This is a genomic window from Streptomyces stelliscabiei, from assembly GCF_014873495.1.
Lineage (GTDB): Bacteria > Actinomycetota > Actinomycetes > Streptomycetales > Streptomycetaceae > Streptomyces > Streptomyces bottropensis.
On the sequence record NZ_JADBGF010000001.1, the window covers coordinates 4,798,678 to 4,812,942 of the forward strand.

Sequence of the window (14,265 nt, forward strand, 5' to 3'; positions counted from 1 at the left end):
ACTCACAGAAAGGGGCAGTTACACCAATCCGGACACATGGTTCCGGACGGCCGCTCGCCGTCGACGAGGGCACCCGGCGGGCCCCGGGCGCCCCCCTCACACCCCGCGCGTCAGGTGGCCGTACAGCTCACGCTCGGCACACCCCCGCCCCCGGGCGCGCCCCCGAAACCGAAGCTCGCCGAAGCGCCCGGGGCGACCGCCCCGTTGTGCGCGGCGTTGGCCGCGGTGACCGTCGCCCCGCTCTGGGTGTAGGACGCGTTCCACATGTTCGTGACCCGCTGGGAGCCGGGCCAGGTCCAGGTGACCTTCCAGGAGGCGAGGTCGGTAGTACCGCTGTTGGTGACCTTCACCTCGGCGTTGAAGCCGCCGCCCCAGTCGCTGCTGACCGTGTACGCGGCGGTGCAGGCCGGCGTGCCACCGCCGGGGTCGCCCGGATCACCCGGATCGCCGGGGTCCCCCGGGCCGGAGCCGCCGGGCGGGAAGCCGGGGGCCTTGATGCTCGCGAGGTAGCCGTCCTTGACGGTGTCCACCGTCTGCCAGTCGTCCTTCAGGATGCCGCCGGTGTCACCGGAGTTGGGGTTCCAGGACCAGAAGGTCCAGTGGAAGGAGTCCGAGCCGTAGGCCGAGGTCGAGCGCAGATAGGTCACCAGGGCCGCCAGCCACCGCTGGTCGACGGTGGACTGGAGCGTCGTACCGAACTCGCCGACCCACACCGGCGCGATGTTCTGCTTGAAGATGTATCCCCAGTACTTGTCCCAGACGCCGGGCATGTTGGCGGGGAAGGACGGGTCGCTGAACCAGCTCTGCTGGGCGACGCTCGTGGCGTAGTCGTGGGCCGAGTACACCACCCGGTTCGCCACGTCCAGCTGCACCGGGTACTGGGCCACGCCCATCAGGTTGCCGCCCCACCAGCCCGAGACGCCGTTGAACGTCTGGACGCCCTCGACGAGGATCAGCAGGTCGGGGTTGACCGACAGGACCGCGTTGCCGGCGCGCTGGGCGGCCAGGCGCCAGTCCCTGGCCGTGTCGCCGCAGCCCCAGCAGGCGGGATCGTGGGGCTCGTTGTGGAGGTCGATGCCGACTACCGTCGCGTTCCCCTTGTAGCGGGTGGCCAGCGCCTTCAGGTTGGTGATCCACGTCGACTCGGGGACGGCCGAGGTGTACCAGAGCGCCGACTGGCCCGCCGCGTCCGGGCGGTGGCGGTCGAGGATGACCTTCAGTCCGCTCTGCCCGGCGTACGCGACGATCCTGTCCAGGACCTGGAGGGACGTCAGGCCCCGCAGGTCGGCGTTCTTGCCGTCGGAGTGGTTGAGGCTGTCGGGCATGGTGCCGGGCTTGAGGATGTCGTCGCTGTAGGGCATCCGGAGGGTGTTGTAGCCCAGCGACTTCATCTGGTCGATCATGCTCTTGTAGTCCCGGGACCAGAGGCCGTGGGGGACGTGGTTGGCGGTCTCGAAACCGAACCAGTTGATGCCGGCGATCCGGACCGACTGGCCGCCCGCGTCCAGGATCTGCCGGCCGCTGGTGCGCCAGTAACCGGCCCCGGCCTCGGCCGCGCCGGCCTCCGGCGCGGTGGTCGCCGCCGCCGGGTGCACGCCGCCGGCCAGGGGCAGCGTGAACAGGGCGGCGGCCGCGCACAGGGCGCCCAGGGTTCTCCGTAAGCTGCGGAACATGTCGCTGCTTCCTCCTCGGGAGGTGCGGGTCCGGAACCGATGGGAGCGCTCCCATCACCCGCACTTCCCATGGAAACAGATCGCATGAACACGTCAAGGCATCCGACGCCACCTGATGCGCCGGACGCCCTCACGCGTCCCCCCGACCGTCCGTCACCTCAACTGCTGAGCTTCCTGAACCGGCGTACCGCCAGCGGCAGGAAGACCAGCGTCAGTACCAGCGGCCACACCCCGGCCATCAGCAGCGCGTTCCGCTCGACCCAGGACTCGCCGCCGTCGACCGGCGTCCCGAACAGCTCGCGGGCCGCCGCGGCCGTGGAGGAGACCGGGTTCCAGGCGGCGATCCAGCCCAGCCAGTCGGGCATGAGCTGCGGGGCGACGTAGATGCTGGAGATCATGGTCAGCGGGAAGGCGACCGCGAACAGCCCGCCCGCCGCCTCCGGGTTGGGGACCAGCAGGCCCAGCCAGACACCGATCCAGATCAGCGCGAAGCGCAGCCACAGGAGCAGACCGAACGCGGCCAGGAAGCCGAGGCCCCCGTCCGGGCGCCAGCCCATCGCGACCGCCGTCAGCATCATGATGGCCAACTCCGCGCAGGCGACGAGCAGATCGGTCAGCCCACGCCCGGCGACCACCGCGGACGGCGCCATCGGCATGGAGCGGAAGCGGTCGATGACCCCCTTGGTGGAGTCGTGGACGACCAGCGTGGCCGTGTTGATGAACCCGAAGGCCATCGTCATCACGAACATGCCCGGCATCAGGAAGTCCCGGTAGTCCCCGCCGCCGGGCACCTTCATGGCACTGCCGAAGACATAGCCGTACAGCAGCACGGACAGGATGGGAAAGCCCAGCTGCCAGGCGATGTTGACCGGCTGGCGCCGGTAGTGGGTGAGGCCGCGGCGGACGATGTTCCAGACGTCGGAGAACAGCCAGTACATACGGCCGCGCGCACGTGACGCGCCCAGGTCGACGGTGGTCATGCGACGGCCCCCTTCTCGGTGTCACGGAGGTCACGGTCCGCCCCGCTCCCGGTCCCGGTGGTCCCCGGCTTCTGCGCGCGCTGCCCCGTCAGGCGCAGGAACACGTCGTCCAGGCTCGGCCTGCGCAGGCCGATGTCCACGACCCGCACGCCCTCGTCCTGGAGGGTGCGGGCCACCTCGGTGAGCGCCGCGACGCGGTCGGTCACCGGCGCGTGGACCCGCGACTCGGCGTCGTCCGACTCCGGTTCGCCGTCCGAGACCCGGGCGACGACCTTCACCGCGCGCGGGATGTCGGCGCGCTCGGCGAGGACGACCTCGACGCGGTCGCCGCCGACCGTGCTCTTCAGCCCGTCGGGGGTGTCGTCGGCGATGGCCCGCCCCTGGTCGATCACGGTGATGTGCGAGGCCAGTCTGTCGGCCTCCTCCAGATACTGCGTGGTGAGCAGCACGGTCGTACCGCTCGCCACCAGCGCGCGCACGGCTTCCCAGACCTCGTTCCGGCTGCGCGGATCGAGGCCGGTGGTCGGCTCGTCCAGGAAGAGGACGGCCGGGGCGAGGATCATCGAGGCGGCGAGGTCGAGCCGCCGCCGCATACCGCCGCTGTACTCGCCGACACCCTTGTCCGCGGCGTCGACGAGGTCGAACCGGTCGAGCAGCTCGGCGGCCCGCGACCTCGCCCGCTTCCCGCCCAGGTGGAACAGCCGGCCGAACATCTCCAGGTTCTGCCGTCCGGTCAGTACCTCGTCCAGGGCGGCGTACTGGCCGGTGAGGCCGATCCTGGCCCGTACCTCGCGCGGACGCCGTGCCACGTCGAGACCGGCCACCACCGCCCTGCCGCCGTCCAGGCGCACCAGGGTGGACAGGATGCGTACGGCGGTGGTCTTGCCCGCGCCGTTCGGGCCGAGCAGGCCGTGCACGGTGCCCTCGCGCACGGCGAGGTCGAACCCGTCGAGCGCCCGCTTCTCCCCGTAGCGCTTCTCCAGCCCCTCCGCCCGCACCGCGTATCCGCCGACGCCTCCGGCGCCGCTTCCCTCGCTCATGGGTCCCCCTTCCGTCAGCAACTGGGTACACCGTACCCGATTTCGCGTACGTCGTACCCAGTTTTTCGCGAGGGCATAAACTCCGCTCATGACCAGGAGCGAGGGCGGTTCGGACGACGACGCGGGCGGCGGCCGGGCGGGCGGGACCACCAACAAACCCCGTGGTGCCGGTGGTTCCGGTGGGGGCGGGGGTACGGAGTCCAGCGGCAGCGGGGACATCGTCCGGACGCTGCATCTGCTGTGGGACACCGGCCGCCGCCCCAGCCGGGGCCCGAAGCCGGGGCTCACCCTGGACCGGATCGTGGAGGCGGCCGTCCGGGTCGCCGACGCGGAGGGTCTGCCCGCCCTGTCCATGCGCCGGGTCGCCACCGAACTCGGCACCGGGGCCATGTCCCTGTACCGCTACGTCCCCGGCAAGGCCGAACTGCTGGACCTCATGCTCGACCGCGTCCAGCGCCCCTCGGAGAACCCCGCCGACCTGGGCGACGGCGACTGGCGCTCCGCCCTGGAGGCCCTGGGCCGGGCCACCCTCGCCCTCTACCAGCGTCACCCCTGGCTGCTGCAGGTCAACCAGTCCCGCCCGGTCCTCGGCCCCAGCGCCCTCGACGGCATGGAGAAGGTGCTCGCCCGCATCAAGCCCATGGGACTGACCGACCCCGAGCTGATCTCCGCGATCGTCGCCGTGGACGGCTATGTCGTCGGCGCCGCACGCACCCAGCTCTACGCGCAGGAGGCGGAACACCGCACCGGTCTCACCGACGCGGAGTTCTGGCAGGCCCACGCCCCCGTCCTGGAGGAACTCATGGCCTCCGGCCGCTACCCGCTCCTCGCCGGCCTCTCGGACGACGCCTTCGCCACGGGCTTCGACCACTTCGAGTTCGGCCTGCAGCGCCTTCTGGACGGGCTGGAGGTGTTCGTCGCGCGGCGGGGCGGGGGCGGGGAGGGGTGACGGGGAGCGTGGGTGCCTCGTGGCTCAGGAGGGCCGGCGCAGCAGCCGCCTGAAGCCCCATACGACGACGACCGCACCGCCGACGGCGAGGGCGCCGACCTTGAAGGTGGAGCTGGTGCCGTCGCCGTCCGCCGCTTCGGTGCCGGAATCCTTCCCGTCGGAGGACGACGAGCCGGAACCGCCGCTCCCGGAGCCGCCGCCGGGCACGTCCCGCGCGACGACCGAGCTGCCCGATCCCTCGCTGCCGTACATGATCTTCGAGCCGTCGGTGTCGAACGTGACCGACTCCCCCTGCCGCTGCAGGGGCACGTTCAGCCGCGCGACCTTCTTGAGTCTGCCGCCGTTCCAGTCGTAGAGGATGCCGCCGAAGTACGCGCGCAGGGCGAGCTGCTTGCCGTCCGGTGAGAACGCGCCGTCGGTGACTTCCAGGTCCGGGACGGAGGCGACCTTCCTGAACACGTTCGTGCCGGAGGGCGAGAGGTCGGCCGGACCTTCGTACAGCGATCCGCCCTCCTCGTTCTTGTCGGCGATGTAGACCCGGCCGGTCTTCGGATGCACCATCAGCGCCTCCGCGTCCCGCGCCCCGCCCTCGTACTTCACCACGTACTGCGTGGCCTTGATCGTCTGGTCCTTCAGCTCCTTCGGCTCGGGGAGTTCGTAGATCCAGACGTACGCCCAGGTGCCGCCGAGGTTGTCGCCGATGTCGCCGACGTAGAGCTTGTCGCCGGGGCCCATGGAGATCGCCTCGACGTCGCGCGGGGTGCCGACGCCCGTCATGGTGACCGTGGCGACCGTCTCGCCCGTCCTGCTGTCGACGGCGTAGAGGAAGGCCCCGTCGTCGCTGTCGTTGTGGGTCCAGTAGACCCCCGGGTGCTGACGCGACGCGGCGAGACCGCTCGACTCGGTGATCCGCGTGTCCTTCATCGTGAACCCGTCGTCGTCGGCGGCCGCGGGCGCGGCCGGGAGCGCGGCGAGCAGGACGGCGGCGAGACCGGCGAAGCCGGCGCGGAACCGGCACAGGGAGGTGAGGGGGCGACGGCGCATGGGCCCAAGCCTGCCATCTCGCTCCGCTGGGTGGGGTGGGGGAGCGCCGTCGGGGTGGGGGTGCGTGGTCGGGTGCCGGTCCGGTGGGGCTTCTCGCGCAGTTCCCCGCGCCCCTACGAGAAGCGGGGGCTGCGCCCCTGCTTCTCGTCCACGTGGCGGGGTTCACAGGGCTGTTCGGGGCGAGAGGTGCTACCAGTCGGTAGCGATCGTTCATGATGTGCCAATGCTCAGGTTCATGCCCGTAGGCGACTCCATGACGATCGGGAGCGCCGGCGAACACACATGGCGCTACCGGCTCTGGCAGCACCTGCGCACGACGTACGACGGGCCCTTCAAGATCGTCGGCCCGCGCGAGACGCTGCACGACAAGGCGACGGACGCCCCGACGTCGTACGAGTACGCCGGCACCGACCCGCGCTTCCCCCGCGGCCATCTCGCCGGCTGGGGCGAGGGCTGGCTCCACATGGCGCCGCTGATCGCGGACGCGGTCCGCGGCCACCGGGCGAACGTCCTCCTCGTCTCCCTCGGCCTCATCGACCTCGGCTTCTACACCAACGCCGAGCAGACCGCCGAGAACACCCGCCGCTTCGTCGAGGCCGCCCGCGAGGCGAACCCGCACGTGCGCATGGTCCTCCTCCCCGTCACCCCCAACGTCCGCGCCGAGTCCGACGCCCCCTTCGCCGCCCAGGTCGCCCGCTTCAACGAACTCCTCGCCAAGACGGCCGCCGACCTCGACGAACCCCGCTCCCCGCTCCTCGTGGCCTCCCCGCCCCCGTCGTACGACATCCACCGGGACACCTACGACGGCACCCACCCCAACGCCTCCGGCGAACACAAGATCGCGGCGACCTTCGCGAACGCGATGCACGAGGCGTGGGACCTGGGGGGACCGTACGAGGAAGGGTTCTAAGCCGGCCCTAAGCCCCAGACCCGGCACCCTCGGCCGTCCTCGTCGCCGTCACCAGCGCGAACGTCAGATACTCCCCCTGGTCCGCCTCCAGCATCTCCACGACCGCCCGATCGGCGCCCCCTGCCTGCGGATCGCGTTCCGCACACGCCCGCGCCCAGAGCAGCCAGTCCCGCCAGCCGTCCTCCTGGAGCCGGGCCGAGGTGACGTCGACCAGTTCGGTGACCGCCCACTGGAACCGCCACCACTCGGCGGTGTGCCAGGCGATGGCCTCCCAGCCGACGACGGCCTTGATGTGCGGCGGCACGGACCCGAGGTCGCGCACCTCGCGGGTCAGCGCGGGTGTGGCGACGCCGAGCTGCCCGCCGGGCCGCAGGAACCGCACCAGGTACGGCAGATAGCCGTCCGCCGTCCCGAAGTACTCGAACGCGTCCACGCTGACGACGGCGTCGAAGCTGTTCTCCTCGAACGGCAGGGCGTGCGCCTCGGCCCGCACGGCCGTCACCCGGTCCCCCACCCCGGCCTTGTCGAAGACCTCCGCCGCCTCCTCCGCCGCGATCCACCAGTCCGCGGCGACCACCTCCACCCCGAACTCCCGCGCCAGGAACACGGAGGTCGCCCCCTTCCCCGACCCCAGGTCCAACACCCGCGTCCCGGGCCGCAGTTCGAGGTCCCGCACCAGGTCCTCCAGCAGCCACAACGGGTTCGGCCCCATGTCGAGGTCGAGCAGCCAGGAGGGGTCGTAGGCGGAGGAGCGCGGGTAACGGTCGGGGCGGTGGAGGGCGTCGAGCGCGGTGGTGGTCACGGGAGACGACCCAAACGGTTCGGGCGCCGGGCGCGCAAGGGAGTTTCGCCGTACCTCCCGTGCCCTGGTCACCGTGCGTATCGTTGTACTGCGCGGCCGTCTTCGTTCGAGGGGCGGCCGGGTAGGAGCGCCACGATGACCGTCCTTGAAGACAGGATCGCGATGGCCGAGAGCGACAACACGCGCCAACTGGACGAGATGTTCGAACGGCTCGAGAAGATGCCCGTCCCCGAGGGATACAAGGTAGAGATCGTCGAGGGGACCATCTACATGTCGCCGCAGCGGGACGCTCATTGGCAGACGATTCGCCGGATCGTTCGCGAACTCGACAACCATTTCGGCGACGACGTGCACGTCGTCTCGGACGTCCGCATCGACTTCCCCGGCCCGCTGAACGGCTACTGCCCCGACGTGGCCAAGCTGCGCGACGATGCCGAGAAGGACGCGCGGGACCACTGGCGCTACGAGGACATCGAGTTCATCGCCGAGGTCATCTCCACGGACACCGCCAGGAACGACTACGGCCCCCAAGAAGACCGCGTACGCACTCGCCGAGGTCCCCGTCTACCTGATCGCCGACCCCTGTGTGGGCAAGTGCCGGCTGTTCACCCAGCCCAAGGACGGCGATTACATCAGTGACCTGTCCATCACCTACGGCGGCGACGTCGACATGACCACCACCCTGCTCGGCCTGGTCCTCCCGACCGCCACGTTTCCCCGAGGCTGACGAATTCGCCCGCCACCTCCCGGATCCGGCGCTCCGCACTTGATCGGCGGTCCCCCGCTCGCTTGGATGTCCCGGTCGGACGCGGCGGTGACGGATGCGGGGCGGGACGGATGGCGCGGGGCGGGCTGGGCCGGGAGTTCCGGTGGCTGTGGACGGCGTACGCGGTCAGCGCGTTCGGAACGCGGCTGTCGTTCGACGCGTTCCCCCTGATCGCGGTGCTGGTCCTGCGCGTCGGCCCGACACAGGTCTCCGCGCTGGCGGCCACCGGCCTGGCGGTGGGCGCGGTGGTGGCCCTGCAGCTCGGCCCCTGGGTGGAGTTCCGCCGCAAGCGTCCGGTGATGATGACGATGGACCTGGTCCGCTGTGCGGCCCTGCTGACGGTCCCGGCCGCCTACGCCCTCGACCTGCTCACCTTCCCCCAGCTCCTCCTGGTCTCCATGGTCGTCGCCGTGGCCGACATCACCTTCACCGCGGCGAGCGGCGCCTTCCTGAAGTCCCTGGTCCCCCCGGAACACCTCGTGGCCGCCAACGGCCGCTTCGAGGCCACGACCTGGACCACGACCATGCTCGGCCCACCCCTCGGCGGCGCCGCGATGGGCCTCTTCGGCCCGGTCGTCACCCTGCTGATCGACGCCACCAGCTACCTGCTCTCGGCGGCGGGCATCCGGGCGATCGGCGACCGCGAGCCGCACCCGGCACGGACGGCACCGCCGACGCATACGGCAGAGGTGGCCGGGGCGGGGGCCTCGGAGACTGCCGCGGGTGCCGTGGGTGCCGCGGTGCCCGCTGCACCCGCGACGCAGAAGACCCCCACGGCACCCACGGCACCCACGACGCCCAAGACCTCCACCCCCCGTCTCCGCCCCACGGACCTCCTCGACGGCTGGCGGTTCCTGCTCGCCGACCCGGCCCTGCGCTCCCTCTTCCTCAACACCATCGTGGTCAACGCGCTGATCATGGCGCCCGCACCGCTGCTGCTGATCCTCATGGTCGGTGAACTCGGCTTCGCCCCCTGGCAGTACGGCCTCGCCTTCGCCGTCCCCTGCGCCGGCGGACTGATCGGCTCCCGCCTCTCCCGCCGCCTGGTCGCCCGGCACGGCGACGACCGGGTGCTGCGGGTCGCCGGAACCCTGCGGGCCTGCTGGCCGCTGGGGCTGGCGTTCATCGGTCACGGCCCGGCGGGCCTCGTCCTCGTCATGGTCGTCGAGCTGGGCCTGATCACCTGTATCAGTGTCTTCAACCCCGTGATGGCCACCCAGCGCCTCACCCGGACCCCGTCGGACCGCGTCGCCCGCGTCCTCACCGCCTGGTCCGTCACCGGCAAACTCGCCACCGCCGCCACGACGGCCCTCTGGGGCCTCCTCGCCGCCCTGACGACCCCCCGGACGGCGATCGCCACGGCCGGCCTCCTCCTCCTGGCGACCCCGCTGCTCCTGCTCACCCACCGCCACCGGCCCGGCGGGGCACCCCGCATCCCCGCCCCGAACGACCACCAGAACCCGGAGCCCCTTCAGAAGAACTGACACCGGAAGAACTGACACCGGACGTCGCACGGGGCCCACCGGGGGGAACGGCATGACCGGCACAACCGTGAAGGTCAGAACATCGTGTTGTCGTTCGCCGACGTCACCGGCACGTCCTGGAGCGCGTCCCAGTGTTCGACGATCCTGCCGTTCCGCACCCGGAACAGGTCGACGACGGCCTGGCCGCGCTCGCCCGGGGCGTTGACGTAGTGGCTGTGGACGGCGACGAGGTCGCCCTCGGCGACGACGCGCTTGCGCGTGACGGTGAGGGAGGGGAACTGCTGGAAGTAGCCGCCCAGACCGGCCCTGGCCCCGGCCACGCCGTCGGGGATGTTCGGGTTGTGCTGGTGGTACTCGGGGCCCCAGTACCGGTCGAGCGCCGAGAGGTCCTTCCGCACCAGCAGTCGGTCGAAGGCCTTGGTCACCAGCCTCTCGTTGTACGCGGTCAGCCGGGCCGGCCCCGGCACCTCGGTGCGCGGCCGGCTGACGGTGGAGAACATGTCGTTGCCGTTGGCCGAGGACTCCGGCACCTCCTGTCCCACGTCCCAGTGCTCCGCGATCCGCCCGCCCTGGAAGCGGAAGATGTCGAACACGGCGGAACCCCGGGTGCCGGGCGTGAGCACGACGTCGGAGTGCACGAGGACGAGGTCGCCCTGGGCGATGACCCGCTTGACGTCGTAGGCGGCGTCCGGGAACTGCTGCCGCACCGCCGCCGCGAGCCCCTTCAGCGTCTCCGCCCCGTCCGGCGCGAACGGGTTGTGCTGGATGTAGTCCGGCCGCACGTACCGGTCCACGACCGCCGTGTCCCCGTCCTCGAACACCCCCTTCAGCACCCGTACGGCCACGGCCTTCTGGTACGCGAGCCGAGCGGCGTCCCCGTGCGGGGCCCGCTCGGCGACGGCGGTGGACGGGGCCGCGACGGCCGGTACGACGGCGGCGGTGGAGGTGAGCGCGACGGCCGCGAGGACGGCGACGAGCGCGCGGCGGGCAGGCGTGGTGGGGGTCACGAGGCTCCCATCGGAGAGGTCGGCAGGTCAGCCTCCCGCTTGAAAGTTCAAGCAGCTAGGCTTACGAAAGGAAAGCACTAACCTTCAGTTAGCGTCAAGATCCCTCCCCTTGCCTAGAGCGCACTCCACCGCCTTGGCTAAGCGGTCATGAAGTACACACAGCTCGGACGCACAGGTCTCAAGGTCAGCCGGCTGGTCCTCGGCACGATGAACTTCGGTCCGCAGACGGACGAAGCGGACAGTCACGCGATCATGGACGCCGCGCTGGACGCGGGCATCAACTTCTTCGACACGGCGAACGTCTACGGGTGGGGCGAGAACAAGGGCCGCACCGAGAGCATCATCGGCAACTGGTTCGCCAAGGGCGGCGAGCGCCGCGACAAGGTCGTCCTCGCGACCAAGGTGTACGGGAACATGGCGGCGTCGGCCGACTCCTGGCCCAACCACGACAAGCTCTCCGCCCTGAACATCCGGCGGGCCGTGGACGCCAGCCTCAAGCGGCTGCGCACGGACTACATCGACGTCTACCAGTTCCACCACATCGACCGGGCCACCCCCTTCGAGGAGATCTGGCAGGCCGTCGACGTCCTGGTCCGGCAGGGCAAGATCCTCTACGCCGGCTCCAGCAACTTCCCCGGCTACAAGATCGCCCAGGCGAACGAGACCGCCGCCCGCCGGGGTGGCACCATCGGCCTCGTCAGCGAGCAGTGCCTCTACAACCTCGCCGAGCGCCGCGCCGAGATGGAGGTCATCCCGGCCGCGCAGGAGTACGGCCTCGGGGTCATCCCCTGGTCGCCGCTGCACGGCGGACTGCTCGGCGGGGTCATCAAGAAGGAGGCCACGCAGGGCCGCCGCGCCTCCGGCCGCAGCGCCGACGCCCTCGCCGACCCGGCCGTACGCGGCCAGGTCCAGGCGTACGAGGACCTGCTCGACAAGCACGGCCTCGAACCGGGAGAGGCCGCCCTCGCCTGGCTCCTGACCCGTCCCGGCGTGACCGGCCCGATCGTCGGCCCCCGTACGGCCGAACAGCTCCGGTCGGCGATCCGCGCGAGCGAGCTGGAGCTGAGCGAGGAGCTGCTGACCTCGTTGGACGAGATCTTCCCGGGCCCGGGGCCGTCCCCGGAGGCCTTCGCCTGGTGAGGGCCCCGTAAGGGGCGCGGGGAACTGCGCGACAAGCCCCCGCCGACGGGCGGGCCGGCCCGGTCCGCGGTTCCCCGAAGGTCACCGGAACCCGATCGTCACCGGTGGCCGACGGTCACCGGGACCCGATGGTCGGGGAGACCCGACGGTCATCTGCCAAGCGCCGCCGCGAGAGCAACCACCGCGAACATCAGCACGAGCACACCGGCCATGATCCGGTTACGGGTCTTCGGGTCCACCCCACGAGCGTAACCGGCGGCCCGAACGGTCATCCGGCCGCCCCGAGCGGCCAGCGCCCCACCGCCTCGTACCGCGGCTGCTCCCCCGGCACCCCGGACGTCGGCAGATCGCTGCGCACCAGCGCGAGGTCGGCCACCGTCCACGTACGCCCGGCGAAGGCGTCGAGCGCGTCGACGTACGGCCGTACGTCGACGTTCTCGCGGCTGCGGGCCACCGTCAGATGGGGCGTGTACCGGCGGTGCTCCCCCATCGGCACCCCGGCCTTGCGCGCCGCCGCCTCCGCCCGGTCGGCCAGCAGCCGGAGCGCGTCGAGGTCGCCCTCGGCACCCGCCCACAACGCCCGCCCGTGCCCGAACTGTCCACCGCCGCGCACGGCCAGCGGGAACGGCTCGCCGCGCCGCGCGGCCCGCTCCAGGCGCCGCGACAGCTCCGGGACGACGTCCTCCTCGACCTCGCCGTAGAAGGCGAGGGTGAGGTGCCAGCCGGCCGGTGCGGTCCAGCGCAACCGGTCCGCACCGGCCAGGCCCTTCAACTCCCCGATCGCCACACCGAGTTCGTCGACGACGTCGGCGGGCGGCAACACCGCGGCGAACAGCCGCAGGGTACTCGTCGCACTCATGACGCCCACCTTCGCAGGACTAGGCCGCGGTCGTCACGGGAACGGTCCGCTCCCCGTGCTGCCCCTCGGCCCGTTCCCTGGGCACGAACCGCACCCGCGGGTGACCCCGGTTCCATCCCATCGACACCCGCAGACCGCCGGCCCTGACGAGGATCAGGCCCACGGTGACCGCGGCGACGGTGGAGACGACACCACCGGCGAGGAAGCCCGCGCGGGCGCCGTACGCGTCGGTGGCCCAGCCGGCGATCGGCGCGCCCAGCGGGGTGCCGCCGAGGAAGACCATCATGTAGAGGGCCATGACACGGCCCCGCATCGCGGGGTCGGTGCCCATCTGGATGGCGGTGTTGGTGGTGACGTTCACCGTCAGGCCGAACATCCCTATCGGCACCATGAGCAGGGCGAACAGCCAGTACGTCGGTGCCAGCGCGGCCACGATCTGCAGCAGGCCGAAGGCGAGCGCGCCCCCGATCAGCACCCGCAGCCGGGTGGTGCCGCGACGGGCGGCGAGCAGGGCACCGGCGACCGAGCCGACCGCCATGAGCGTGTTGAAGAGGCTGTAGGAGCCGGCGCCCGAGTGGAACACGTCGTCCGCGTAGGCCGACAGCCAGACGGGGAAGTTGAAGCCGAAGGTGCCGATGAAGCCGACGAGGACGATGGGCCAGAGCAGTTCGGGGCGGCCGGCCACGTAACGCAGGCCCTCACGGAGCTGGCCCTTGGCGCGGGGCGCGCGGCGCACGGGGTGCAGGTCGCGGGTCCGCATCAGCAGCAGGCCGGCGATGGGGGCGACGAAGGACAGGCCGTTGAAGAGGAAGGCCCAGCCCGTGCCGACGGTGGTGATCATCACGCCGGCGACGGCGGGGCCGACCAGACGGGCCGACTGGAAGTTCGCCGAGTTGAGGCTGACCGCGTTCTGCAGCTGGTCCGGGCCGACCATCTCCGACACGAACGACTGGCGGGCCGGGTTGTCGACCACGGTGGCCATGCCCACGGCGAAGGCGGCCACGTACACGTGCCACACCTGGACCTGGCCGGAGAGCGTGAGCGCGGCGAGCGCCAGTCCCGTGACGGCCATGGACGCCTGGGTCAGGAACAGCAGGCGCCGCTTGGGGAACCGGTCGACCAGCACCCCGCCGTACAGCCCGAACAGCAGCATCGGCAGGAACTGCAGCGCCATCGTCACACCGACGGCCGTGGACGATCCGGCCAGGCTCAGCACGAGCCAGTCCTGAGCGATCCGCTGCATCCACGTGCCGACGTTCGACACGACCTGCCCGAGGAAGAACAGCCGGTAGTTCCGCACCCGCAGCGACCGGAACATGGACACGCGTTCACGGGGGGCGGGGGTCTGGGCGGGGGTGGGGGTACTCGCGGCGGTGGGGCTCGCGGTGGGCGCGGGCGCCTGGGGGCCGGCGGCGTCCGGCGATGCCTCGGCGGTGGTGGATCGGTCCAGCGGGCCGGTGGTATCCGGCGGTGCTTCCGGCACCTCGTGCGCGTGCGGGGTGGCGCGGGGGGTCGGTGGCGCGGGGACGGAAGCTGCTCCGGGGCCCGTACTCAAAAGGGTTCGCCTCCTTGGGTGGAACGTGTGCGTGTCGTGCGGTTGCGTAAGCCTCA

The 14,265-nt window shown here is 71.4% G+C and carries 12 protein-coding genes and 1 pseudogene; 5 read left to right on the top strand and 8 right to left on the bottom strand.

What is annotated here, in order from left to right:
• Positions 1 to 110: 110 nt before the first annotated feature.
• From H4687_RS21100 to H4687_RS21110, 3 genes are all read right to left on the bottom strand, one after another.
• Positions 111 to 1,673, bottom strand: a complete 1,563-nt coding sequence (locus tag H4687_RS21100; protein ID WP_046917221.1) for a cellulase family glycosylhydrolase — start codon at positions 1,671 to 1,673, stop codon at positions 111 to 113.
• Positions 1,674 to 1,831: 158 nt separating this feature from the next.
• The gene (locus H4687_RS21105) at positions 1,832 to 2,653 is read right to left on the bottom strand and encodes an ABC transporter permease (protein WP_046917222.1); all 822 of its coding nucleotides are present in this window, start codon (positions 2,651 to 2,653) and stop codon (positions 1,832 to 1,834) included.
• Positions 2,650 to 3,693 carry an ATP-binding cassette domain-containing protein gene (locus tag H4687_RS21110; protein ID WP_046917223.1) on the bottom strand — a complete coding sequence of 348 codons (1,044 nt, stop codon included), beginning with the start codon at positions 3,691 to 3,693 and terminating at the stop codon, positions 2,650 to 2,652. Before H4687_RS21110 ends, H4687_RS21105 begins: the two co-directional genes overlap by 4 nt.
• 88 nt (positions 3,694 to 3,781) lie before the next feature.
• Here H4687_RS21110 and H4687_RS21115 point away from each other — a divergent pair, with 88 nt between their 5' ends.
• Entirely contained in the window at positions 3,782 to 4,642 is an 861-nt protein-coding gene (locus H4687_RS21115; protein ID WP_078907135.1) for a TetR/AcrR family transcriptional regulator, read from the top strand.
• A gap of 24 nt (positions 4,643 to 4,666) precedes the next feature.
• Here H4687_RS21115 and H4687_RS21120 read toward each other — a convergent pair whose 3' ends face one another.
• Positions 4,667 to 5,686, bottom strand: coding sequence for a membrane protein (locus H4687_RS21120; protein ID WP_046917224.1), 1,020 nt, complete (start codon positions 5,684 to 5,686; stop codon positions 4,667 to 4,669).
• A 223-nt stretch (positions 5,687 to 5,909) separates the two neighbouring features.
• On the opposite strand from H4687_RS21120, the gene H4687_RS21125 reads away from it, so the two are divergent.
• Entirely contained in the window at positions 5,910 to 6,596 is a 687-nt protein-coding gene (locus tag H4687_RS21125; RefSeq protein WP_050398181.1) for an SGNH/GDSL hydrolase family protein, read from the top strand.
• Between the two features lie 7 nt (positions 6,597 to 6,603).
• Here the strand turns inward: H4687_RS21125 and H4687_RS21130 are convergent, their stop codons facing one another.
• Positions 6,604 to 7,398, bottom strand: coding sequence for an SAM-dependent methyltransferase (locus H4687_RS21130; RefSeq protein WP_046917885.1), 795 nt, complete (start codon positions 7,396 to 7,398; stop codon positions 6,604 to 6,606).
• 135 nt (positions 7,399 to 7,533) lie between these two features.
• Here H4687_RS21130 and H4687_RS21135 point away from each other — a divergent pair.
• Together H4687_RS21135 and H4687_RS21140 are read left to right on the top strand one after the other, a co-directional pair.
• Positions 7,534 to 8,125 (top strand): annotated as a pseudogene (locus tag H4687_RS21135) (Uma2 family endonuclease).
• Positions 8,126 to 8,235: 110 nt separating this feature from the next.
• On the top strand, positions 8,236 to 9,648 hold the full coding sequence (locus H4687_RS21140; RefSeq protein ID WP_046917884.1) for an MFS transporter: 1,413 nt from the start codon (positions 8,236 to 8,238) through the stop codon (positions 9,646 to 9,648).
• Between the two features lie 74 nt (positions 9,649 to 9,722).
• On the opposite strand, the gene H4687_RS21145 is transcribed toward H4687_RS21140, so the two are convergent.
• On the bottom strand, positions 9,723 to 10,655 hold the full coding sequence (locus H4687_RS21145; RefSeq protein ID WP_046917883.1) for a nuclear transport factor 2 family protein: 933 nt from the start codon (positions 10,653 to 10,655) through the stop codon (positions 9,723 to 9,725).
• 147 nt (positions 10,656 to 10,802) lie between these two features.
• On the opposite strand from H4687_RS21145, the gene H4687_RS21150 reads away from it, so the two are divergent.
• On the top strand, positions 10,803 to 11,795 hold the full coding sequence (locus tag H4687_RS21150) for an aldo/keto reductase (protein ID WP_046917882.1): 993 nt from the start codon (positions 10,803 to 10,805) through the stop codon (positions 11,793 to 11,795).
• Between the two features lie 268 nt (positions 11,796 to 12,063).
• Here the strand turns inward: H4687_RS21150 and thpR are convergent, their stop codons facing one another.
• A complete protein-coding gene (gene thpR / locus H4687_RS21155) occupies positions 12,064 to 12,636 on the bottom strand; it encodes an RNA 2',3'-cyclic phosphodiesterase (RefSeq protein WP_046917886.1) in 573 nt (190 codons plus the stop codon).
• A 37-nt stretch (positions 12,637 to 12,673) separates the two neighbouring features.
• Entirely contained in the window at positions 12,674 to 14,209 is a 1,536-nt protein-coding gene (locus H4687_RS21160; RefSeq protein WP_373560635.1) for an MFS transporter, read from the bottom strand.
• Positions 14,210 to 14,265 lie beyond the last annotated feature (56 nt).